This window comes from Pseudomonas sp. SWRI18 (assembly GCF_014268345.1).
Lineage (GTDB): Bacteria > Pseudomonadota > Gammaproteobacteria > Pseudomonadales > Pseudomonadaceae > Aquipseudomonas > Aquipseudomonas cedrina.
On the sequence record NZ_JACCQQ010000010.1, the window covers coordinates 24,709 to 46,389 of the forward strand.

Consider the following 21,681-nt stretch of genomic DNA (forward strand, 5'->3'; position numbering starts at 1 on the left):
TAATGTGACTGATCCATCGTATTCGCGAGCAAGCCCGCTCCCACATTTGGATCTCTGTCAGTCAGTTAAATCGGATTACTTGCCCAGCTTGCGCAACTCATCCGACTCCACCACCCGCACCCCATCCTGCTCTTCGAGCGCCAGACGCCACATGGCTCGGGCCAGCTCGCACACTTCAATGCCGTGGTACTTGCCTGGAATCAGCCGTGACAATGGCCCGGCCAGTTGCTCGGCCAGGCGCGGTTCCAGCCGTTCCCCCAGTAACAGCGAAGGCCGCACGATGGTCAGTTGTGGCCAGCCCTGGGCCTTGAGCGCCTCTTCCATTTCGCCTTTGACGCGGTTGTAGAAGATCGAGGATTTCGGATCGGCGCCGATTGCGCTGATCACGATCAGGTGCCGCGCCCCCATGTCGCGCGCACGCCTGGCGAAGGCCACGACCAGGTCCAGGTCGACGGCGCGAAAGGCGGCTTCGGAGCCCGCTTGTTTGATGGTGGTGCCCAGGCAGCAGAAGGCGATGTCCACCCGGCCGCTCAGTTGCGGCAGGATCACCGCCGGGTCGCCGACGGGGTTTTCCAGATGCGGGTGTTCGGCCAGCGGTTTGCGACTCGGTGCAAGCACGCGGGTCACGGTGGGTTCGTTGAGCAGGCGGTCGAGCAGGTGTTCGCCGGTAAGGCCGGAGGCTCCGGCAAGCAGGATATGCTGAGGCGTCAGGTACATGGTGTTTCCCCCTTGTTACACGTTACAGCTTAGTTGCCTTTGGCTTCCTTGCTATTCATTGAGACGCTTTCGAGCGCCTTTCGTGCCTGCTGCTTGCGTAATAATTGCCAGTGGGCGATGACGCCCTTGGGGGCCCAGATCTGTGGTTCAGAGGCTTCGAAGTTGTCCGCCTGTTCGCGTTCGGCCACATGCAGTTGGGCCAGTTTGAAGGCGTGCTGCAAGTCGTCGGTCTGGTTGAAGGCCTGGGCGAAGAGGGCGTCGCCGAAGTAAGTGAAATCGGCTTCCTCCGAGCAGCCGAACGACACGCGATCGGCCCGGGAGGCGGTCATGATCAGGGTGCGCTCATCTTTCAAGGCCGGGATGAAGCCGCCGGAGTAGCAGGCCGAAATCACCACGATCTTGTCGCGGTTCTTCAGTGGCGCCAGCACGGCGGCCAGCTCATCGGCGGGCAGGTCGGCCAGTTCCATGCGCGGTTGGTCCAGCACCAATTCATGTTCGTGGGTGCCGTGGCTGGTCATGTAGATAAACACCAGGTCTTCCGGCCCGGTGCGTTCGGCCAGGGTTTGCACGGCGCGACGCAGGCTTTCTCGGGTGGCCAGCGGGCGGTCGGTGATGTGGTCGCGGTGGTTGACCAGGCGTACCTGCCCGCGCGCGCCGAAACGGGTGGCTAGCAGGTTGCTGACGTAATCGGCCTCGCGCAGGAACACGCTTTGCTTGCCGTCGCCGGCCACGGCCAGGGTGTACAGCTCCACCGCAGGCGTGGAGGCGGGCACGGCGATCAGGGCCGCGTCCAGCAGGCGGCCCTGGGCCAGCACGCCGATTTCCAGTGGGTCGGGCAACAAGCCGCCGTCGGCGTCACGCACGCGCATGCCGTTGACCCAGGTGCCGGCCTGTACGGTGCCGTCGGTTAGCACAAGGGTACCTTTGCCCTGGTAGCTGTCGCCGTCGAAGCCGCCGATATAGAAGCTGCCGTCGGTGAGGTTCAGGCGGCCTTCGCCGCTGAAGCGCCAATCGCTGAACTGACCGACATAGTGGCTGCCGTCGACACCAATCAACTCGCCCTTGCCGCTGAGCGCGCCTTCCTTGAATTGGCCGATCCACACGTCGCCGTCGGCGTTCTCATAGCGGCCTTTGCCGTTGAGCTGGTTCTGTTTGAACTGGCCAACATAGATGTCGCCATCGGCGCTGTTGAACGTGCCGTTGCCTTCCAGTTGGCCATCGACGAAATGGCCGCTGAACTGGTTACCGCTGTCGTCGTTGCGCTGGCCTTCGCCATTGGGCTTGCCGTGGGCGAACTGGCCCTGGTACTGGCTGCCGTCGGCCAGCTCCAGGCGACCGAGGCCGGAGTACTGGTCGTCCTTGAACTCGCCGCGATACGTCATCTTGCCCTCTTTGAGGGTGCCTTCGCCGTTGCGTCGCCCGTTCTTGAACCCGCCCACGTACTGGCTGCCCGCGGTGGTCAGGCTGCCCTGGCCATCAAACAGGCCCTGCTTGAACTGGCCCTTGTAGACTTCGCCGTTGCTGCCATGCCACTCGCCCTGGCCGTGCCATTGGCCCTTGTCGAACTGCCCGGCGTACCAGCTGCCATTGGGATAGTCCACGCGACCCTGGCCTTGCAGCAAGCCATCGACCACGTCGCCCCGGTAGCGCCCGCCATCAGGCAGGCGCGCATCGGGCGGCAACAGCGATTCGCCGTCTCCGCAAGCGGTGAGCAACAGGGCAAGGGCAAAGGGAGCGAGTGGGCGCATAGCGGGATCCGGATAATTGAGCGCCGAGTATGCCGCAGCTGCGAGTTTCATACATAAATTTACATACACTGTGGCAAGGTTTATTGCCTCGCCACAGGTACGGCCCTACACGAAGCAGAGGGACAGCGACTCGGCGATGTAAGCGGGTTTTTCCTGGCCTTCGATCTCCAGGGTGGCGGTGGCCTTGAACAGCCATTGGCCAGGTTTTTTCTCGGTCACGTCGGTGAGGGTCACGTTCAGGCGCACCTTGGAATCAACCTTCACCGGCTGGATGAAACGCACGCTGTCCAGGCCGTAGTTGACCGCCATCTTCAGGCCTTCGGGCATGATCAGGATGTCTTCCATCAGCATGGGCATCAGCGACAGCGACAGGAAACCGTGGGCAATGGTGCTGCCAAACGGCGTCTGCGCGGCCTTGACCGGGTCGACGTGGATGAACTGATGATCGCCGGTGGCTTCGGCGAACAGGTTGATGCGTGCCTGGTCGATGGTGAGCCATTCGGAACGTCCCAGTTCCTTGCCGACGTAATCTTTGAGCTGCGCTACGGGTACAGAGGGCATTGCGTCTCTCCTTGGTTCATCAGTTGTTATGGGTGACAGAGAACCAATGTAGATCATCATGGCCATTGGGCCCGGTCAACCCTCCATGCTTTTGGCGAATGCCGATGCATAGGTCGGGCGTGCTTATAATGCAGGCGAGTCTTGAGGGGGAATGACGGATGCTGTTACGTGGCCTGACCTGGCTGGTGCTGTTTCAACTGATCGGCACGGCGATCAATCATTTGCTGCTACCGGTATTGCCGGGGCCGATCATCGGCTTGCTATTGATGCTGGGCTTTCTGGTGTGGAAGGGCGAAGTCGGCGAGCCCTTGAGCTTGGCGGCCAGCAGCCTGTTGCGTTACCTGCCGTTGCTGCTGGTGCCGCCGGCGGTCGGGGTGATGGTGTACGCCAAGAACATTGCCGCAGACTTCTGGGCCATTGTCGGCGCCCTGGTCCTGTCGCTGGTGATCGCCATGGGTTTTGTCGGTGTGCTGATGCAGCACCTGGTCAAGCGCAAGGAGGGGGATCAATGATCTTCGACTGGCAGGGTGCGTGGACGGCGGTGATTCATCATCCGTTGTTCGGCATCGGCATTACTCTGGGCGCCTATCAACTGGTGCTGGCAGGGTTTGAGAAAACCCGCTGGATCTTTCTGCAACCGGTGCTGGTCTCCATGCTGTTGGTGATCGGCGTGCTGCTCACCTGTGGCCTGAGCTATGCCGAATACCGCAAGAGCACCGAGATCATGGGCGTCCTGCTGGGCCCGGCGACGGTGGCGCTGGCCGTGCCGCTCTATCTGAACCTGCGACGCATTCGGCAATTGTTCTGGCCGATTTTTACTACGCTGGTGGTAGGCGGGGTGTTGGCTACCGGCCTGTGTGTGCTGCTGGGCTGGTGGTTCGGCGCCGAGCACAGGATGTTGATGACCATGGCGCCCAAGTCGGTGACCTCGCCGATCGCCATGCTGGTGGCCGAGCAGATCGGCGGCGTCGCGGCATTGGCGGCGGTGTTTGTGCTGATCACCGGGGTGGTGGGCGCGATGGTCGGCCCGGCGCTGCTTTCACGCTTGGGTGTGTACAGCGTTGAGGCGCGCGGCATGGCCCTGGGCATGACCGCCCACGCCGTCGGCACCTCGGTGGCCCTGCAGGAAAGCGAAGAGTGCGGCGCCTTTGCGGCGCTGGCGATGAGTCTGATGGGCGTGGCCACGGCGGTGTTCCTGCCGCTGGTCGTGTCGGTGATTGTTTAAACCGGGTTTAAGGAAACCTTTATGAGTCTGGCGCTGTTCCCGCTCAATACCGTGCTGTTCCCTGGCTGCACCCTCGACCTGCAACTGTTCGAGGCGCGCTACCTGGACATGATCAGCCGCTGCATGAAAAAGGGCGAAAGCTTCGGTGTGGTGTGCATCCTCGACGGCACGGAAGTGGGCCAGGCACCGGACGGCTATGCGCTGGTTGGCTGCGAAGCGCTGATTCGCGACTTCAAGCAACAGGACAACGGCCTGCTGGGGATTCGCGTCGAAGGCGGGCGCCGGTTTCGCGTGCGGGATGCGGGCGTGCAGAAGGACCAATTGCTGGTGGCCGAGGTGCAATGGCTTGAAGAGCTGCCGGACCGGCCATTGGAAGAAGAGGACGCCGACCTGCTTGCGCTGCTCCAGGCGTTGGCAGAGCACCCCATGGTGGCGTCGCTGGACATGGACGCCCATGCGCAAGGGCAGCAAGCCCTGGGTCATCAGCTGGCGTATCTGCTGCCCTTCTCCGAGGCCGACAAGATCGACCTGCTGCAACTCGACGACCCGCAGCAGCGCCTGGATGCGATCCAGATGCTGCTTGATGAGTTGCAGGGCGAGCTGTTTACCTGATGGGGATCTTGTAGTGAGCGGGCTTGCCCCGCGCTGGGCTGCGAAGCGGCCCCAATCCAGGCACCGCCGAACTCAGGTAGAACCAGGTCGCCTCGGTTGGGGCGGCTTCGCCACCCAGCGCGGGACAAGCCCGCTCACTACATGTTCCTGTGTGTGCTCAATAGGCGTAGCGCAGCAGCGCGTGCGATGTGCCGGCCAGTGCGATAAAGCTCAGTACCGCCACCAATGCCGGCAGCAGCAGCCACCAAACTTTTTGCGACATGGCCGGCAGCGGGCGGCGGTATTCGCTGATGCCCAGGCTGAACGCGCACACCGTCATGGCCAGTAGCGTGCCGGCGAGAATGTCGGTGGGCCAATGGGCGCCTAGGTAAACCCGCGACAGCGCGATGAATGCCGCAGGGATGCAGCCCAGCAGCATCCAGGTCAGGCGCAGCCGCGTGGGTTGGCCGCGCCCGGCCAGAACCGCCAGGGCCAGAAAAAACGCGAACGCGCCGGACGCGTGGCCGCTGGGCATGCTGAAACTGGTCAAGGGGTCTGTCAGGATTTCCGGGCGGCCGCGCGCAAAAAACAGCTTGGTCGCGGTGTTGATCACCGCAGCCCCGGCCAGCGTCACGCCGACAAACAGCGCATGACGCCATTGCCGCGCCAGCAGCAGCAAGCCGGTGAACAGGGCGCTGGCTACAAACATCTTCTTGAATTCGCCCAGTTGGGTGATGCGCACCATCACTTCGTCCAGCCAGGGGCTGCGGTGTTCCTGCACGAGGGCGCTCAGGCCGTGGTCGAAGTTATCCAGCGAGTGGTAGCCGATAAACAGCGCGATCAACAGCACCAGGCTGGCGCAACCAATCCATAAGGTGGCGCGCCGATGGCCGCGCAGGCTGCTGTTCAGGCTCAGCCCGATCACCACCGCCAGGCACCCCGCGACCACCGCCGCCTCGGGCCAGAACCCTTCGGGCAACGGCAGGCGGAACGCGGCGCCGGTCGCCCAGCCCGGTAGGAGATACGCCACCGACCAGCCCGCCGCCGCCACGATGCTCACGATCGCGAAGCGTGGGAAGGGCATGTCGCACATCCCGGCCACCATCGGCAGCATGGGCCGCAGCGGACCGATGAAACGGCCTACCAGCAGGCTGGCGATGCCGTACTTGTGAAAGTAGGTTTCGGCGCCGTTCATCCATTCCGGGTGCTGGCGCAGACCGGGCAGGCGCCGGATGTTCTGATGGAAATGTCGGCCCAGGAAGTAGGAAACCCCATCACCCAGCAACCCGCCAAGGAAGCCCAGCAGCAAGGTTTCACTGAGCGACAGTGCGCCGCTGCCGGCGAGCGCCGCAATGGCGAACAACAATACCGTGCCCGGCACGATCAGGCCGGCGATGGCCAGGCATTCCACGCAGGCAACGATGAATACCGCCACCGCCAGCCATTCGGGGTTCTGGCTCAACCAGCCGGTAATGCTATCGAGCCATTGGCCCATACAATCCACTCCATCAATGCAATACATTCTTCAGAACACTGAAGATCCAATTGTGGGAGCGGGCTTGCTCGCGAATGCGGTCGATCAGTCACTACTTCGGCGACTGACACACCGTATTCGCGAGCAAGCCCGCTCCCACACAAGCCAACTCCCACATGGGATCTGCCGTGCTGCAGGTCTCAATGTTTACTCAATCAAAAAATAGTCGCGCCCTTCGACCTGGCCCCTGCGCAACGGGTTCCGTGTGCAATAAGGCGCATAGCTTGCATCGACGAAGCGGTACATCAGGTGTTCATCGCGACCGATTGGAATACCCAGGCGCGTCGTCTGGATGATCTGGGCCGGTGTCTGGCCCACATCCTCGACATAGAGCAACTCCTGATCGAAGCGTTTGGCATCCCACATCGGCACCTTCAGCCCCAGGGCTTTGCACAACAGGGTCTGGCCGGCGCACAGCTTGTGGGACGGGCGCGGGCTGCCGTCGGGATTGGGGTTGTTCAACAACATTTGCGCCAGGCTGGCCGGGCCGGATAACGCGTCGACCCACGGATACGCCGATTTGATCAGCACCGCATTGCCGGGCCCGTGTGCGCTGAAGTTCAAGGAGTCGCCGCCGCGGGCGTAGTACATGTAGATGTGGCCGCCATCCAGAAACAAAGCCTTACGCTTTTCTGTGTAGCCCAATGAAGAGTGACTGCCCTTTTCGGCCGCGTAATACGCCTCGGTTTCAATAATTCGCGCCGAAAGCCAAATTTCGCCGACACGATGGCGGATGACTTTTCCGAGCAACTGCTGTGCAAGCAATTGCGCGTCTCGGTCGAAGAAGCTGTCGGGCAGGGCGCTGGCGGGGAGTTGCGGCATTGAACTGGGCATGGCGGTCAGGGTAAATACGGCTAAATGTGACGGAATCATAACAAGTCCCGCCTTAATTACGGCTGAACACAAGGTTTTTACAGTTCATTTCGACCATCCGCCCCTCACCGCTGTCAGTCAGGCGGCGTCACAGCTATAATCTGCCGCTTTCCTCTTTGCCAAGACTTCCCGACCCAATGACTGAGTCCGTTCTTGACTACATGACCCGCCTGGGTCGCGCTGCCCGTCAGGCCTCGCGGTTGATCGCCCGTGCGAGCACCGCGCAGAAGAACCGTGCCCTGCTGGCCGCCGCCGACGCTCTGGATGCTTCGCGCGCAGGGCTCGCCGCCGCCAATGAGCTGGACCTGGCCAACGGCCGCGCCAATGGCCTGGAACCGGCCCTGCTGGACCGCCTGGCGCTGACCCCGGCACGTATCGACGACATGATCGAAGGCCTGCGTCAGGTGGCCAAGCTGCCTGACCCCATCGGTGAAATCCGCGACATGCGTTACCTGCCGTCCGGCATCCAGGTCGGCAAGATGCGCGCGCCCCTGGGCGTGATCGGCATCATTTACGAGTCGCGTCCGAACGTAACCATCGACGCCGCGAGCCTGTGCCTCAAGTCCGGCAACGCCACCATCCTGCGTGGCGGTTCCGAGGCCATCCATTCCAATCGAGCCATTGCTGCGTGTATCCAGCAAGGCCTGGCCGTGGCCGAACTGCCCGCTGAAGTGGTGCAGGTGGTGGAAACCACCGACCGCGCGGCCGTCGGCGCGCTGATCACCATGCCGGAATTCGTCGACGTGATCGTACCGCGCGGCGGCAAGAGCCTGATCGAGCGCGTCAGCCGTGAGGCCAAGGTGCCGGTGATCAAGCATCTGGACGGCGTGTGCCACGTGTTCATCGACGTCGCCGCCGACCTCGACAAGGCGATCCGCATCGCCGACAACGCCAAGACGCACCGCTACGCCCCGTGCAACACCATGGAAACCCTGCTGGTGCACGCCGGTATTGCCGAGCGCGTGCTGCCGCCGCTGGCCGCCATCTACCGCGACAAGGGCGTGGAGCTGCGCGGATGCGTGCGCACCCGAGCACTGTTGGGCGCGGACGTGATCGAGGCGACCGAGCTGGACTGGTACACCGAATACACGGCGCCGATCCTGTCGATCAAGATTGTCGACAATCTGGACGAGGCCATCGAACACATCAACACTTACGGCTCCAAGCACACCGATGCCATTGTTTCCGAGCATTTCAGCGATGCGCGGCGTTTCCTCAACGAAGTGGATTCCGCTTCGGTGATGATCAACGCCTCGACGCGCTTTGCCGACGGCTTCGAGTACGGCCTGGGGGCGGAGATCGGTATCTCCACCGACAAGCTTCACGCCCGTGGCCCGGTTGGGCTGGAAGGCCTGACCAGCGAGAAGTACGTGGTGTTCGGCGACGGTCATGTGCGCACTTGATGGCTAAACGCATCGGGTTGCTCGGCGGTACTTTCGACCCCGTGCACATCGGCCATCTGCGCAGTGCGTTGGAAGTGGCGGACGCGCTGGCGTTGGACGAGCTGCGGCTGATCCCCAATTTCCGGCCGCCGCATCGCGACACGCCGCAGGTGGCGCCGCAACAACGCCTGGAAATGGTGCGCCTGGCGGTTGAAGGCATTGCGCCGCTGGTGGTGGACGATCGCGAGCTCAAGCGCGACAAACCGTCCTACACTGTCGACACCCTGGAGCTGATGCGCGCCGAGTTGGGCGCCGATGACCAGTTGTTTCTGCTTTTGGGCTGGGACGCATTTTGCGGCCTGCCCTCTTGGCATCGCTGGGAGGAACTCCTCCAGCATTGCCACATCCTGGTTTTGCAACGCCCGGATGCCGACAGCGAACCGCCGGATGCCTTGCGCAACCTGCTGGCCGCGCGGTCGGTAAGTGACCCCTTGGCCCTGACCGGGCCGAACGGGAATATTGCATTCGTCTGGCAGACCCCGCTTGCGGTGTCCGCCACCCAGATCCGTCAACTGCTGGCCAGCGGGAAGTCGGTACGTTTCCTGGTGCCTGACGCGGTCCTGGCCTACATCGATGCGCACGGGCTTTACCGTGCGTCGAACTGAAAAGGCGCGCTTGAACCTACGCACAGTCGTAGCGCGAGCGCCCGAACATACGAGCAAAACAGGTTTTATATGACGAACAAAGACGTAAGCAAAGTTAAGCGCAAAGGCACGTTCAAAAGCGCCCCGCTGCCGGTTGAAGCCCACGTTGGTCCTGAGCTGGCTGGCGAAGAGCTGGTAAAAGTCGCCGTGGCGGCCCTGGAAGACGTGAAAGCCCAGGACATCCAGGTGCTGGACGTGCGCGACAAGCAGAGCATCACCGACTACATGATCATCGCGACCGGTACGTCGAACCGCCAGATCGGCGCGATGCTCGACAAGGTGCGCGAAGCCGTCAAGGCCCAGGGCGTCAAGCCGCTGGGTGAAGAAGGCAAGGGCGACAGCGACTGGGTGCTGCTGGACATGGACGACGTGATCGTGCACATGATGACTTCCAACGCCCGCCAGTTCTACGACCTGGAGCGCCTGTGGAAAGGCGCCGAACAGAGCCGTGCCGCCGATGGCAAGCACCACAGCCCGGAAGTGGGTCACGCGCACTTCGACAAGCTCAACAAAGACCAGGAATAAGGAACGGCTGTGCGCCTGCGTCTGATTGCTGTCGGTTCACGCATGCCCAAGTGGGTGGAAGAAGGCTGGCACGAGTATGCCAAGCGTCTGCCCGCCGAGCTGTCGCTGGAACTGGTAGAGATACCGCTCAATACTCGGGGCAAGAATGCCGATGTGGCGCGCTTCATCCGTCAGGAAGGCGAAGCCATGCTGGCCAAGGTCGGCCCCAACGAGCGCATCGTCACTCTTGAAGTGCACGGCAAACCCTGGAGCACCGAGCAACTGGCGGTGGAACTGGATCGCTGGCGCCTGGACTCGCGTACCGTCAACTTCATGGTGGGCGGTCCCGAAGGGCTGGCGCCGGAAGTCTGTGCGCGGGCGGACCAGCGTTGGTCGTTGTCTGCGCTGACGCTGCCGCATCCGTTGGTAAGGATCCTGATCGGTGAACAGCTGTATCGCGCCTGGACAGTTCTGTCCGGGCACCCTTACCACAAATAATCTGCGCCCCTGCCGATGACCCAGCCGATCCGCATCAAGGACCACGAGAAAGACGCACGTCTGGTACGCGCTCGCGTGGTGTTCGGTGCCTTTATGGTGGTGGGTTTGATCGGCGTGCTGATCGCGCGCCTGTATTTCCTGCAGGTCATCCAATACGACTATCACTCCACGCTGTCGGAAAACAACCGGGTGCATGTGCAACCGATTCCGCCGACCCGTGGGCTGATATTCGACCGCAATGGCGTGGTGGTGGCGGATAACCGGCCCAGCTTCAGCCTGAGCATGACCCGGGAACGTTCCGGCGACTGGCAGCAGGTGCTCGACGTGATCGTCGAGGTGCTGCAGCTGACGCCGGAAGACCGCGTGATCTTCGAAAAGCGCATGCGGCAAGGGCGCCGGCCATTCGAGCCGGTGCCGATCCTGTTTGAGCTGACCGAAGAGCAGATCGCGCGGATCGCGGTGAACCAGTTCCGTTTGCCGGGGGTGGAAGTGGTGGCGCAGTTGGTGCGGCATTACCCGCAAGGGCCGCACTTTGCGCACTCGGTCGGCTACATGGGGCGGATCAACGAGAAAGAGCTGAAAACCCTCGACCCGGTCAATTACAGCGGCACCCATCATATCGGCAAGACCGGCATCGAGCGCTTCTACGAGCCGGAACTGCACGGGCAGGTGGGTTACGAAGAAGTCGAGACCAACGCCCGTGGCCGTGTGCTGCGGGTGCTCAAGCGCACCGACCCGGTGCCGGGCAAGGACATCGTGCTGAGCCTGGACATCAAGTTGCAGGAAGCCGCCGAGATGGCCCTGGGCGGTCGTCGCGGCGCGGTGGTTGCACTGGATCCGAAAACCGGCGAAGTGCTGGCAATGGTCAGCCAGCCGAGCTTCGACCCCAACCTGTTCGTGACGGGGATCAGCTTCAAGGCGTACGCCGAATTGCGCGATTCCATCGACCGGCCGTTGTTCAACCGCGTACTGCGCGGCCTGTATCCGCCGGGTTCGACGATCAAGCCGGCGGTCGCGATTGCCGGGCTCGACGCCGGTGTGGTCACTGCCTCCAGCCGCGTGTACGACCCCGGTTACTACATGCTGCCCAACTACGATCACAAATACCGTAACTGGAACCGCACCGGTGACGGCTATGTCGACCTGGATACCGCCATCATGCGTTCCAACGACACCTATTTTTATGACCTGGCCCACAAGCTGGGCATCGACCGATTGTCCACCTACATGGGCAAGTTCGGCCTGGGTCAGAAAGTCTCCCTGGACATGTTCGAAGAGTCCCCCGGCCTGATGCCATCCCGGGAGTGGAAACGTGCCACCCGCCGGCAGGCCTGGTTCCCGGGCGAAACCCTGATCCTCGGTATCGGCCAGGGCTATATGCAGGCCACGCCACTGCAGTTGGCCCAGGCCACGGCGCTGGTGGCCAACAAAGGTGTGTGGAACCGTCCGCACCTGGCCAGGACTATCGAAGGCGAGAAGCCGGTGGATGAAAACCCGATCCCGGACATCGTTCTGCGCGACCCCTCCGACTGGACCAAGGTCAATCACGGCATGCAGCAGGTGATGCATGGCGCCCGCGGCACCGCGCGCAAGGCAGCCATCGGCGCGCAATACCGTATCGCCGGCAAAAGTGGTACGGCCCAGGTGGTCGCGATCAAGCAGGGCGAGAAATATGACCGCTCCAAGGTGCAGGAACGCCACCGCGACCACGCCTTGTTTGTGGGTTTCGCGCCGGCGGACGACCCCAAGATCGTGGTGGCGGTGATGGTCGAGAACGGCGAATCCGGCTCCGGCGTTGCGGCCCCTGTAGTGCGCCAGATCATGGACGCCTGGCTGTTGGCGAGCGACGGCAGACTCAAACCCGAATATGGCGGCCCCCCTACAAGCACCGAGGTTACGGCCGATGAAGAGTAATTTTGACCGCATCCTTTCCAGTGAAGATGTGATGCGTCGCCGTGCAACGTTGCTGCAACGCATGCACATCGATGGCCCGTTGCTGATCCTGCTGCTGACCCTGGCGGCCGGCAGTCTGTTCGTGTTGTATTCGGCCAGCGGCAAGAACTGGGACCTGCTGATCAAGCAGGCGTCGTCGTTCGGTCTGGGTCTGTTGTCGATGGTCGTCATTGCGCAGCTTGAACCGCGCTTCATGGCGCGCTGGGTGCCGTTGGGTTATGTGGCCGGCGTGTTGCTGCTGGTGGTGGTGGACGTGATGGGCCACAACGCCATGGGCGCGACCCGCTGGATCAACATTCCGGGGGTGATCCGCTTCCAGCCGTCGGAATTCATGAAGATCCTGATGCCGGCGACCATTGCCTGGTACCTGTCCAAGCGCACCTTGCCGCCGCAGCTCAAGCACGTGGGCATCAGCCTGCTGCTGATTGGCATACCGTTCATCCTGATCGTGCGCCAGCCGGACCTGGGTACCTCGCTGCTGATCCTGGCGGGCGGTGCGTTCGTGCTGTTCATGGGCGGCTTGCGCTGGCGCTGGATCCTCAGCGTGCTGGCCGCAGCCGTGCCGGTGGCCGTGGCCATGTGGTTCTTCTTCATGCACGACTACCAGAAGCAGCGGATCCTGACCTTCCTCGACCCGGAAAGCGACCCGCTCGGCACCGGCTGGAACATCATCCAGTCCAAGGCCGCGATCGGTTCCGGCGGCGTATTCGGCAAGGGGTGGTTGCTGGGAACGCAGTCACACCTGGACTTTCTGCCCGAAAGCCACACCGACTTCATCATTGCGGTGCTGGGCGAAGAGTTCGGCCTGGTGGGCATCTGCGCGCTGCTGCTGATCTACCTGCTGTTGATTGGTCGCGGCCTGGTGATCACCGCGCAGGCGCAGACGTTATTCGGCAAACTGCTGGCCGGCGCGCTCACCATGACTTTTTTTGTTTATGTTTTCGTCAACATCGGTATGGTCAGTGGCCTGCTGCCGGTGGTGGGGGTGCCGTTGCCGTTCATTAGCTACGGCGGAACTTCGCTGGTGACGTTGATGTCAGCGTTTGGGGTTTTGATGTCGATTCATACGCATCGCAAATGGATCGCACAGGTTTGAATAAGGTGAAGATGTCAATGCAAGTAATGCGCGGCTGGGCGACTCGGCACGCGTCCTGGATGGGCCTGATCGGGCTGCTGGGCGCAACGCAAGAGGCGCGGGCCGGTGACTATGATGGTTCACCCCAGGTCGCCGAGTTTGTCGGTGAAATGACCCGTGACTATGGCTTCGCCGGCGAACAGCTGATGGGCGTGTTCCGCGAAGCCCAGAAGAAACAGGCGATCCTCGACGCCATCTCCCGCCCTGCCGAGCGCGTGAAGCAGTGGAAGGAATACCGTCCTATGTTCCTGACGGACGCCCGCGTGGCCCGGGGTGTGGACTTCTGGCGCCAGCACGAGGCGGTACTGGCCCGCGCCGAGCAGGAATACGGCGTGCCGGCGCAGGTGATTGTCTCGATCATCGGCATCGAGACCTTCTACGGGCGCAACACCGGCAGTTACCGGGTAATCGACGCCTTGTCGACCCTGGGCTTCGATTACCCGCCGCGCGCCGACTTCTTCCGCAAGGAGCTGCGCGAATTCCTGTTGCTGGCGCGCGAAGAGCAGGTCGATCCGCTGACCCTCAAAGGCTCCTACGCCGGTGCTATGGGCCTGCCGCAGTTCATGCCGAGCAGCTTTCGCGCCTATGCGGTGGATTTCGACGGTGACGGCCATATCAATATCTGGAGCAACCCCGACGACGCTATCGGCAGCGTGGCCAGCTACTTCAAGCGCCACGGCTGGATGGCCTTTGATCCGGTGGTGGCCCGCGCAGAGGTCGCCGGCGATCGTGCCGACGAGGGCCTGACCCAGGGCATCGAGCCGGCGAAGACGGTCGGGGAGTTGCGGGCGCTGGGCTGGTCGAGTCAGAATGCGCTGCCTGACGATATGCCAGTGACGGCGTTCCGCCTTGAAGGCGAAAATGGCCCGGAATACTGGATGGGCCTGAAGAATTTCTACGCAATCACGCGTTATAACCGCAGTGTGATGTACGCCATGGCCGTGCATCAACTGTCAGACATGCTGGTCCAAGCACGGGGCAACAAGTAATGCGGGCATCGCTGTTCAATCAACCGCTCAAGCTGGTGGCGTTCGCCGCGTTGTCCCTGCTGGTCGTCAGTTGTTCCACCAGCCGCGGGCCGGTGCAGCAGAAGTCCGGGGGCGCGGTGGTCCGTGCCCAGCCGGGCCTGGACATCAACCGCGCGCACAAAGACGGCGCGCCGTGGTGGGATGTCGACGTGTCGAAGATCCCGGACGCCACGCCGACCCTGCACACCGGCCCGTACAAGGCCAATCCCTATACGGTGCTGGGCAAAAACTACTTCCCGCTGCAGGATTCCAAGACCTACGTTCAATCGGGCACGGCGTCCTGGTACGGCACCAAGTTCCACGGCCAGAACACCGCCAACGGCGAAGTGTATGACCTGTATGGTATGAGCGCGGCGCACAAGACCTTGCCGCTGCCCAGCTATGTCCGCGTGACCAACCTGGACAACAACCGCACCGTGATCCTACGGGTCAACGACCGTGGGCCGTTCTATTCGGACCGCATCATCGACTTGTCCTACGCGGCCGCGAAGAAGCTCGGTTACGCCGAAACCGGTACCGCGCGCGTGAAGGTCGAAGGTATCGACCCTGCGCAGTATTGGGCCCAGCGTGGCAAGCCGGCGCCGTTGATGCTCAACGAGCCGCCGACCCCGCAGCCGCAAGTGACCGCCTCGACGGGCAAGATCGAGCAATGGACGCCTCCGCCACAGCAGCATGCGCCGGACACGGTCGTCGTGCCCAGGGCTGCGCCGGGCGCAGCGGCAGCGGGTGGCCAATACCTGCAGGTCGGCGCTTTCGCCAACCCCGACGCGGCAGAACTGTTAAGGTCCAAACTCAGCGGCATGGTCAACGCGCCGGTCTTCATCAGCTCCATCGTGCGTAACCAGCAGACCCTGCACCGGGTACGCATGGGCCCGATCGGCTCGCCGAGCGAGGTCGCACAAGTGCAGAACAGCGTGCGCCTGGCCAACCTGGGGCAACCCAGCGTCGTCACGGCTGAATAATAAAGAATTGATGGCTCTGGCTCGTCGGGCCTGGGCTGTGGTTGTTGGCTCGTTGAACAATAAAAACCCCGGGGCAAGGGGTGAGCGGGCAACCGAACACGCGACAGTCTGGCAACGGGCTGTCTGAATAAGTTTTGCCCGCGAGGGCAAGTTTCCATAAGCAATTTCGAGAGACGGATGAACATCACCACCTTAGCCAAACGCACGTGCCTGCTTCTTTCGCTGATCATCACCCCGGCCGCCTGGGCGGTTGAAATGGTGCCGGCCTCCCCGCAACTGGCCGCCAAGGCCTGGGTCCTCATGGATGCCGCCAGCGGCAACGTGCTGGTCGAGAACAACGGTGACCAGCGCCTGCCGCCGGCCAGCCTGACCAAACTGATGACCGCCTACATCGCGACCCTGGAAATCCGTCGCGGCCAGATCGGCGAGAACGACCCGGTGACCGTCAGCGAAAACGCCTGGCGTACCGGCGGTTCGCGGATGTTCATCAAAGTCGGTTCGCAGGTCACGGTGAGCGACCTGCTGCACGGCATCATCATCCAGTCCGGCAACGACGCCAGCGTGGCCCTGGCCGAGCACATCGCCGGCAGCGAAGACGCGTTCGCCGACATGATGAACAAGACGGCCGGCGACCTGGGCATGACCAACAGCCACTTCATGAACCCGACCGGCTTGCCGAACCCGGAGCACTATTCGTCGGCTCACGACATGGCCCTGCTGGCGCGCGCGATCATTCGCGTCGACCCGGTGCACTACGCGATCTACTCCCAAAAGGAGTTCTTCTGGAACAACATCAAGCAGCCTAACCGCAACCTGCTGCTGTGGCGCGACAAGACCGTCGACGGTCTGAAGACCGGCCACACCGAAGAAGCCGGCTACTGCATGGTGTCGTCCGCCGTGCGTGACGGCCAGCGCCTGATCGCCGTGGTCTTCGGCACCAACAGCGAGCAGGCCCGTGCGGCCGAGACGCAAAAACTGCTGACCTACGGTTTCCGCTTCTTCGAAACCCAGACCTTCTACCAGAAGGGTGCGGAGCTCGCGACCGCGCCGGTGTGGAAAGGCGCAACTTCGCAAGTCAAGGCCGGCCTGGCTGAAGACCTGACCCTGACCATGCCTAAAGGCCAGCTGAAAAAGCTCGCGGCCAGCATGACCATGAACCCGCAATTGGTGGCGCCGATCGCCAAGGGCGACGTGATTGGTAAAGTCGAAGTCAAGCTGGACGACAAGGTGGTGCACAGCGCCGACCTGATCGCCCTGGACGCCGTCGACGAAGGTGGTATCTTCCGCCGCGTGTGGGATAGCATCCGTCTATTCTTCTACGGCTTGTTCAACTGATAGTGTGCACCTGCAAAGCCCCGCGTTGATCCGACGCGGGGCTTTGTTGTCGCCAAGGCTTACGCTTACGAGGCCGTTACGCCATGACCGATACCGAAGTAAAGGCGCCAAAGATCGAATTCCCGGTGGTGGACTATCCGATCAAGATCATCAGCGATACCGGCGTAGGCCGCAAAGATCTGATCCTCGAGATTGTGCGTAAGCACGCGACGATCAATGACCAGCGTGTGGACGAGCGATCCAGCTCCACAGGCAAATACACCACAATCCAATTGCACATCGTTGCAATCGGGCAAGACCAGCTCTACGACATCAACAGTGAACTGCGGGCCACCGGCTTCGTGCACATGGTGCTGTGATGCCACAGGTATTGGGCTTTCGCGAGCTCGGCCGGATGGCCTACGAGCCCGTCTGGCATGCCATGCAGCGCTTTACCAACGAGCGCGGCAGCACCGCCGCCGATGAAATCTGGCTGGTGGAACACCCGCCGGTGTTCACCCAGGGCCAGGCCGGCAAGGCCGAGCATCTGTTGCTGCCGGGGGATATTCCGGTGGTGCAGGTCGACCGAGGTGGCCAAGTGACTTACCATGGGCCGGGTCAACTGGTGGCTTACTTGCTGCTGGACGTGCGCAAGCTTGGGTTTGGCGTACGCGACCTGGTGAGCCGCATGGAGGCTTGCCTGATCGAGCTGTTGGCCAGTTACGGCGTGACCGCCGCGGCCAAGCCCGATGCACCCGGTGTGTATGTGGATGGCGCGAAAATCGCGTCCCTCGGCTTGCGCATTCGCCACGGTTGTTCCTTTCATGGCCTGGCCCTGAACGTGGACATGGACCTGGCGCCGTTCCGGCGGATCAACCCGTGCGGTTATGCCGGGTTGGCGATGACGCAACTGAGTGACCACGCCACACCGATTAAATTTGCCGAGGTAAGTGCCCGGCTGCGTGCGCAGCTCGTCAAACACCTCGACTATGCTGAGCAGACGACCCTTACGGGCGGAATCGACTGACTATGACTACTGATGCAGTGCAAACCATGATCCCGACGGTCGACGTGACCGACCGTCCGGCCCCGGCCCCGCGTGCCAAGGTGGAAGCCGGCGTCAAGCTGCGCGGCGCCGAGAAGGTTGCACGCATCCCGGTGAAGATCATTCCGACCACCGAACTGCCGAAGAAACCCGACTGGATCCGCGTGCGCATCCCGGTTTCGCCGGAAGTCGACCGTATCAAGGCCCTGCTGCGCAAGCACAAGCTGCACAGCGTGTGCGAAGAAGCTTCCTGCCCGAACCTGGGTGAGTGCTTCTCCGGCGGCACCGCCACCTTCATGATCATGGGCGACATCTGCACCCGTCGTTGCCCATTCTGCGACGTCGGCCACGGCCGGCCGAAGCCTCTGGACGTCAACGAGCCGCAAAGCCTGGCTATCGCCATTGCCGACCTGAAACTCAAATACGTGGTGATCACCTCGGTCGACCGCGACGACCTGCGTGACGGCGGCGCCCAACACTTTGCCGACTGCATCCGCGAAATTCGCAAGCTGTCGCCGAACGTCATGCTCGAAACCCTGGTGCCGGACTACCGTGGCCGCATGGACGTGGCGCTGCAAATCACCGCCGCCGAGCCGCCGGATGTGTTCAACCACAACCTGGAAACCGTACCGCGCCTGTACAAGGCCGCGCGTCCGGGTTCGGATTACCAGTGGTCGCTGACCCTGCTGCAGAAATTCAAGCAGATGATGCCGCACATTCCGACCAAATCCGGCTTGATGCTGGGCCTGGGCGAGACCGACGAAGAGGTGATCGAGGTCATGAAGCGCATGCGCGAACACGACATCGATATGCTGACCCTGGGCCAGTACCTGCAACCGTCCCGCAGCCACTTGCCGGTGCAGCGTTTCGTGCACCCGGACACCTTCGCCTGGTTCGCCGAGGAAGGCTACAAGATGGGCTTCAAGAACGTGGCGTCCGGCCCTCTGGTGCGCTCCTCGTACCACGCGGACGAGCAGGCCAAGCTGGTCAAGGCTAGTTTGGTGTCGTAATACAGACTTGGCCAACACCGCTGATCCAATGTGGGAGCGGGCTTGCTCGCGAAGGCGGTGTTTCAGTCACCTGATTTATTGACTGACACTGCGCCTTCGCGAGCAAGCCCGCTCCCACATTTCGTTCCGCGTCTGCCAAGGAGAGTTGTGGATGAGCATTGCCGTACCTTCCTTGCAATCCGAAGGCACCATCGCCCTGATCGCCCCCGCCGGCCCCGCCGCGCTGGACGTCGAAAAAGCCGGCCAATGGATGCGCGCCCGCGGCTATGACCTGCGAATCTTCCCTGGCGTGTATGAGCGAGACGGCTACCTCGCCGGCAGCGATAAAGTCCGCCTCAACGACCTGCACAGCGCCTTCGCCGACCCTGCCATCGACGCCATCTTCTGCCTGCGCGGCGGCTACGGCACGCCACGTCTGCTCGACAGCCTGGATTTTGAACTGCTGCGCGCCAACCCCAAGCCCTTCGTGGGCTACAGCGACATCACCGCCTTGCACCTGGCGATCAACCGCTACGCCGGTTTCGTGACCTTCCACGGCCCCATGCTCAATGCCGACTTGCTCGGCGGCAAGCAGCCGCCTACCGAGTCGTCATTGCTCGGCCTGCTGCGCGGTGACCTTGGTGCGGGCAGCGTGCTGGCTCACCCGGCCGCCTTCCCGTTGACCACCCTTGAGCCGGGCATCGCCTGTGGGCGTTTGCTGGGCGGCAACCTGTCGATGATCGCGGCAGTGATGGGCACGCCTTACGAGATCGACGCCGACGGCATCATCCTGTTCATCGAAGACATCAACGAGCCGATCTACCGCATCGACCGCCTGCTCACGCATTTGCGCCTGGCGGGCAAGCTGGCCCAGGTGGCTGGCGTGCTGGTGGGGGATGTGGCGGGTGTGGAAGCTGTTGCCCTGGAGCGGCTGCTGAAGCAGACCTTCGAGCCGCTGTGCATCCCGGTGTTGTCCGGCTGGCGCAGCGGGCATTGCGACCCGAACCTGACGCTGCCGATGGGCGCTTGGGTGCGGTTGGATGCAGGGGAGCAGCGGGTGGTGCTGGAGCAGGATGTGGTCTTTAGCTAGTTGTTGCCTGGCAGGGTCTCATCGCAGGCAAGCCACCTCCCACAGGGGAAATGCATTCCAAATGTGGGAGCTGGCTTGCCTGCGATAGCGACGGTCGCCATAAGCCGGTTTAGCGGTTCTGCAACGATTCCAGCAGTTTCACCGTCGGATACCCATCCGCCGGCCAGCCCAGTGCCTGCTGCGCCGCGCGGATCGCCTTGCGCGTATTGGCGCCGATGATCCCGTCCGGGTTGCCCGCGTCATAGCCATTGGCACTCAACGCCGTCTGCAAATCGATACGCTGTGAGCGGCTCAACGGCAGCTCATCCTTTGGCCAATCGCCACGAATCACGCCGCCACCGCCGAACCGCTCCGACAGCAAGCCAACCGCCAGCGCGTAGGACGACGAGTTGTTGTACTTGAGGATCGCGCGGAAGTTATCCAGTACCAGGAATGCCGGCCCACGGTAGCCCGACGGCAACAGCAGCGCGGCGGACAGTTGGTCGACGTTGGGCGGCATGCTTGCGCCCGGTGGCAGTTGGACGCCCAATTGCAGCCATTCGGCAACAGTCTTGCGGATGCCGCCATCGGCGAGGGCGTAATCAAAGTTCGTCGGCAGTTGTTTTACCTCGAAACCCCATGGCTGGCCTTTCTGCCAGCCGGAGCTTTGCAGGTAGTGCGCGGTGGAGGCGAGGGCGTCAGCCGGGCTGTTCCAGATGTCGCGGCGACCGTCGCCATCAAAGTCCACGGCGTGGGTGTTGTAGGTGGTCGGGATAAATTGGGTCTGGCCCATGGCGCCGGCCCAGGAGCCTTTCATCTGGTCGGCCTGGATGTCGCCGTGTTGGATGATCTGCAACGCCGCCAGCAGTTGCGCCTGGGCAAACGCCGGGCGACGGCCTTCGTAGGCCAGGGTCGCCAGCGAGCGGATCACCGAGTTATTGCCCTGGAACTGGCCGAAGTTGCTTTCCATGCCCCACACCGATACCAGCGCCTGGCGGTCAACGCCGTAGCGTTGCTCGATGCTCTGCAGGATGTCGGCGTACCTGACCAGCAAGGCCTGGCCGTTGCGCACGCGCACCGGCGAGAGGGCGCCGTCCAGGTATTCCCACACCGGGCGGGAAAATTCCGGCTGGCTGCGGTCGGCGCGGATCACTGCCATGTCGGGCGTGACGTCGGCGAAGGCAGTGTCGAACACGGCGGCAGTGATGCCGGCCTGCAGGGCTTGCGCGCGAAAGCCGGCCTGCCATTCGGCAAAGGTCTGGGTGGGTTGGATATCAAGGTTGTCCACGGCCAGCGGGGCCACTACGGCAGGTGCGACCACCGGGGCGGTCTGGAGTTTGGGCAGTGGTTGAGCGTCGGCGGCGGTTGGTTTTTCCGCGCAGGCGACAAGCAGAATGAGGCTGGAGGCAGCGATCAATTGGCGAAGGTGGCAACGACGGGAAAGACTAGAGGGCATGCACAGGTCCAGGGATTACAAATCAGAAGCAGACCTTATCATGCCGGAGGGGCGCTTGCCTTCAGGCAGCCAGAAAGTAAGAAGCCTCCCAGCTATTAGACTGGAAGGCTTCGCGGCGGTAGCTGCCTTTGCCCTTGCCGGCGCGTTCCTGACGGCTGCGGAACAGTGGCTGGGCGATGATGGATTTGGCCTTGTTGGGGCCATGCTTGGATGGCTTTTTGCTCATGATGGTTACTCTCGTGGGTGGGTGGAGCGGTGCAAATAATCCGCCGAAGTGAGGCTGCTGTAAAGCCTGAGAATTGTAAACGCGTTCAAAATGTGGGAGCGGGCTTGCTCGCGAATGCGGTGTGTCAGCCAACTGATTAATTGACTGATACTCCGCATTCGCGAGCA

The 21,681-nt window shown here is 62.5% G+C and carries 23 protein-coding genes; 16 read left to right on the forward strand and 7 right to left on the reverse strand.

What is annotated here, in order from left to right; translation table 11 throughout:
- Nucleotides 1–75: 75 nt before the first annotated feature.
- The 3 genes from H0Z09_RS13075 to H0Z09_RS13085 form a co-directional block, all read right to left on the reverse strand.
- Nucleotides 76–717, reverse strand: a complete 642-nt coding sequence (locus tag H0Z09_RS13075; RefSeq protein WP_186690995.1) for an oxidoreductase — start codon at nucleotides 715–717, stop codon at nucleotides 76–78.
- Between the two features lie 29 nt (nucleotides 718–746).
- Nucleotides 747–2,465 carry a C13 family peptidase gene (locus tag H0Z09_RS13080; protein ID WP_186690996.1) on the reverse strand — a complete coding sequence of 573 codons (1,719 nt, stop codon included), beginning with the start codon at nucleotides 2,463–2,465 and terminating at the stop codon, nucleotides 747–749.
- A gap of 105 nt (nucleotides 2,466–2,570) precedes the next feature.
- Nucleotides 2,571–3,026 carry a MaoC family dehydratase gene (locus tag H0Z09_RS13085; RefSeq protein ID WP_186690997.1) on the reverse strand — a complete coding sequence of 152 codons (456 nt, stop codon included), beginning with the start codon at nucleotides 3,024–3,026 and terminating at the stop codon, nucleotides 2,571–2,573.
- A gap of 158 nt (nucleotides 3,027–3,184) precedes the next feature.
- Between H0Z09_RS13085 and H0Z09_RS13090 the strand changes: the two genes are divergently transcribed.
- The 3 genes from H0Z09_RS13090 to H0Z09_RS13100 are packed head-to-tail and all read left to right on the forward strand — an operon-like array spanning nucleotide 3,185 to nucleotide 4,863.
- The gene (locus H0Z09_RS13090; RefSeq protein ID WP_186690998.1) at nucleotides 3,185–3,538 is read left to right on the forward strand and encodes a CidA/LrgA family protein; all 354 of its coding nucleotides are present in this window, start codon (nucleotides 3,185–3,187) and stop codon (nucleotides 3,536–3,538) included.
- A complete protein-coding gene (locus tag H0Z09_RS13095; RefSeq protein WP_186690999.1) occupies nucleotides 3,535–4,251 on the forward strand; it encodes an LrgB family protein in 717 nt (238 codons plus the stop codon). Before H0Z09_RS13090 ends, H0Z09_RS13095 begins: the two co-directional genes overlap by 4 nt.
- A 21-nt stretch (nucleotides 4,252–4,272) precedes the next feature.
- Nucleotides 4,273–4,863, forward strand: coding sequence for an LON peptidase substrate-binding domain-containing protein (locus H0Z09_RS13100; RefSeq protein ID WP_076952660.1), 591 nt, complete (start codon nucleotides 4,273–4,275; stop codon nucleotides 4,861–4,863).
- 157 nt (nucleotides 4,864–5,020) lie between these two features.
- Here H0Z09_RS13100 and H0Z09_RS13105 read toward each other — a convergent pair whose 3' ends face one another.
- Both H0Z09_RS13105 and H0Z09_RS13110 read right to left on the reverse strand, forming a co-directional pair.
- Nucleotides 5,021–6,337, reverse strand: coding sequence for a bifunctional DedA family/phosphatase PAP2 family protein (locus H0Z09_RS13105; RefSeq protein WP_186691000.1), 1,317 nt, complete (start codon nucleotides 6,335–6,337; stop codon nucleotides 5,021–5,023).
- Between the two features lie 186 nt (nucleotides 6,338–6,523).
- Nucleotides 6,524–7,210, reverse strand: coding sequence for a DNA-3-methyladenine glycosylase (locus H0Z09_RS13110; RefSeq protein WP_186691092.1), 687 nt, complete (start codon nucleotides 7,208–7,210; stop codon nucleotides 6,524–6,526).
- Between the two features lie 176 nt (nucleotides 7,211–7,386).
- Between H0Z09_RS13110 and H0Z09_RS13115 the strand changes: the two genes are divergently transcribed.
- The 13 genes from H0Z09_RS13115 to H0Z09_RS13175 all read left to right on the forward strand — a co-directional run bounded on the left by H0Z09_RS13115 (nucleotide 7,387) and on the right by H0Z09_RS13175 (nucleotide 19,853).
- On the forward strand, nucleotides 7,387–8,652 hold the full coding sequence (locus tag H0Z09_RS13115) for a glutamate-5-semialdehyde dehydrogenase (protein ID WP_186691001.1): 1,266 nt from the start codon (nucleotides 7,387–7,389) through the stop codon (nucleotides 8,650–8,652).
- Nucleotides 8,652–9,296 (forward strand): nicotinate-nucleotide adenylyltransferase, encoded by a 645-nt coding sequence (gene nadD, locus H0Z09_RS13120; protein WP_076952663.1) that lies wholly within the window; start codon nucleotides 8,652–8,654, stop codon nucleotides 9,294–9,296. The genes H0Z09_RS13115 and nadD overlap by 1 nt, the downstream gene beginning before the upstream one ends.
- Nucleotides 9,297–9,365: 69 nt before the next feature.
- Nucleotides 9,366–9,860 carry a ribosome silencing factor gene (gene rsfS / locus H0Z09_RS13125; RefSeq protein ID WP_003237041.1) on the forward strand — a complete coding sequence of 165 codons (495 nt, stop codon included), beginning with the start codon at nucleotides 9,366–9,368 and terminating at the stop codon, nucleotides 9,858–9,860.
- 9 nt (nucleotides 9,861–9,869) lie between these two features.
- On the forward strand, nucleotides 9,870–10,337 hold the full coding sequence (gene rlmH, locus H0Z09_RS13130) for a 23S rRNA (pseudouridine(1915)-N(3))-methyltransferase RlmH (protein ID WP_003176297.1): 468 nt from the start codon (nucleotides 9,870–9,872) through the stop codon (nucleotides 10,335–10,337).
- A 15-nt stretch (nucleotides 10,338–10,352) separates the two neighbouring features.
- Nucleotides 10,353–12,251: a penicillin-binding protein 2 gene (gene mrdA, locus H0Z09_RS13135; protein WP_186691002.1), complete on the forward strand. Its 1,899-nt coding sequence runs from the start codon at nucleotides 10,353–10,355 to the stop codon at nucleotides 12,249–12,251.
- A gap of 31 nt (nucleotides 12,252–12,282) precedes the next feature.
- Nucleotides 12,283–13,386: a rod shape-determining protein RodA gene (rodA, locus tag H0Z09_RS13140; protein WP_169376807.1), complete on the forward strand. Its 1,104-nt coding sequence runs from the start codon at nucleotides 12,283–12,285 to the stop codon at nucleotides 13,384–13,386.
- Nucleotides 13,387–13,403: 17 nt separating this feature from the next.
- Entirely contained in the window at nucleotides 13,404–14,414 is a 1,011-nt protein-coding gene (gene mltB / locus H0Z09_RS13145) for a lytic murein transglycosylase B (RefSeq protein ID WP_186691003.1), read from the forward strand.
- Nucleotides 14,414–15,415, forward strand: coding sequence for a septal ring lytic transglycosylase RlpA family protein (locus H0Z09_RS13150; RefSeq protein ID WP_186691004.1), 1,002 nt, complete (start codon nucleotides 14,414–14,416; stop codon nucleotides 15,413–15,415). Before mltB ends, H0Z09_RS13150 begins: the two co-directional genes overlap by 1 nt.
- 177 nt (nucleotides 15,416–15,592) lie before the next feature.
- Entirely contained in the window at nucleotides 15,593–16,750 is a 1,158-nt protein-coding gene (locus tag H0Z09_RS13155) for a D-alanyl-D-alanine carboxypeptidase family protein (RefSeq protein WP_186691005.1), read from the forward strand.
- 83 nt (nucleotides 16,751–16,833) lie between these two features.
- On the forward strand, nucleotides 16,834–17,109 hold the full coding sequence (locus H0Z09_RS13160) for a DUF493 domain-containing protein (RefSeq protein WP_048724650.1): 276 nt from the start codon (nucleotides 16,834–16,836) through the stop codon (nucleotides 17,107–17,109).
- Nucleotides 17,109–17,756 (forward strand): lipoyl(octanoyl) transferase LipB, encoded by a 648-nt coding sequence (gene lipB, locus H0Z09_RS13165; protein ID WP_076952668.1) that lies wholly within the window; start codon nucleotides 17,109–17,111, stop codon nucleotides 17,754–17,756. The genes H0Z09_RS13160 and lipB overlap by 1 nt, the downstream gene beginning before the upstream one ends.
- Nucleotides 17,757–17,782: 26 nt before the next feature.
- The gene (gene lipA / locus H0Z09_RS13170) at nucleotides 17,783–18,784 is read left to right on the forward strand and encodes a lipoyl synthase (protein WP_186691093.1); all 1,002 of its coding nucleotides are present in this window, start codon (nucleotides 17,783–17,785) and stop codon (nucleotides 18,782–18,784) included.
- 151 nt (nucleotides 18,785–18,935) lie between these two features.
- Nucleotides 18,936–19,853, forward strand: a complete 918-nt coding sequence (locus H0Z09_RS13175; protein ID WP_186691006.1) for an LD-carboxypeptidase — start codon at nucleotides 18,936–18,938, stop codon at nucleotides 19,851–19,853.
- A 109-nt stretch (nucleotides 19,854–19,962) separates the two neighbouring features.
- Here H0Z09_RS13175 and H0Z09_RS13180 read toward each other — a convergent pair whose 3' ends face one another.
- A complete protein-coding gene (locus tag H0Z09_RS13180) occupies nucleotides 19,963–21,288 on the reverse strand; it encodes a lytic murein transglycosylase (RefSeq protein WP_186691007.1) in 1,326 nt (441 codons plus the stop codon).
- Between the two features lie 61 nt (nucleotides 21,289–21,349).
- On the reverse strand, nucleotides 21,350–21,514 hold the full coding sequence (arfA, locus tag H0Z09_RS13185; protein WP_003176285.1) for an alternative ribosome rescue factor ArfA: 165 nt from the start codon (nucleotides 21,512–21,514) through the stop codon (nucleotides 21,350–21,352).
- Nucleotides 21,515–21,681 lie beyond the last annotated feature (167 nt).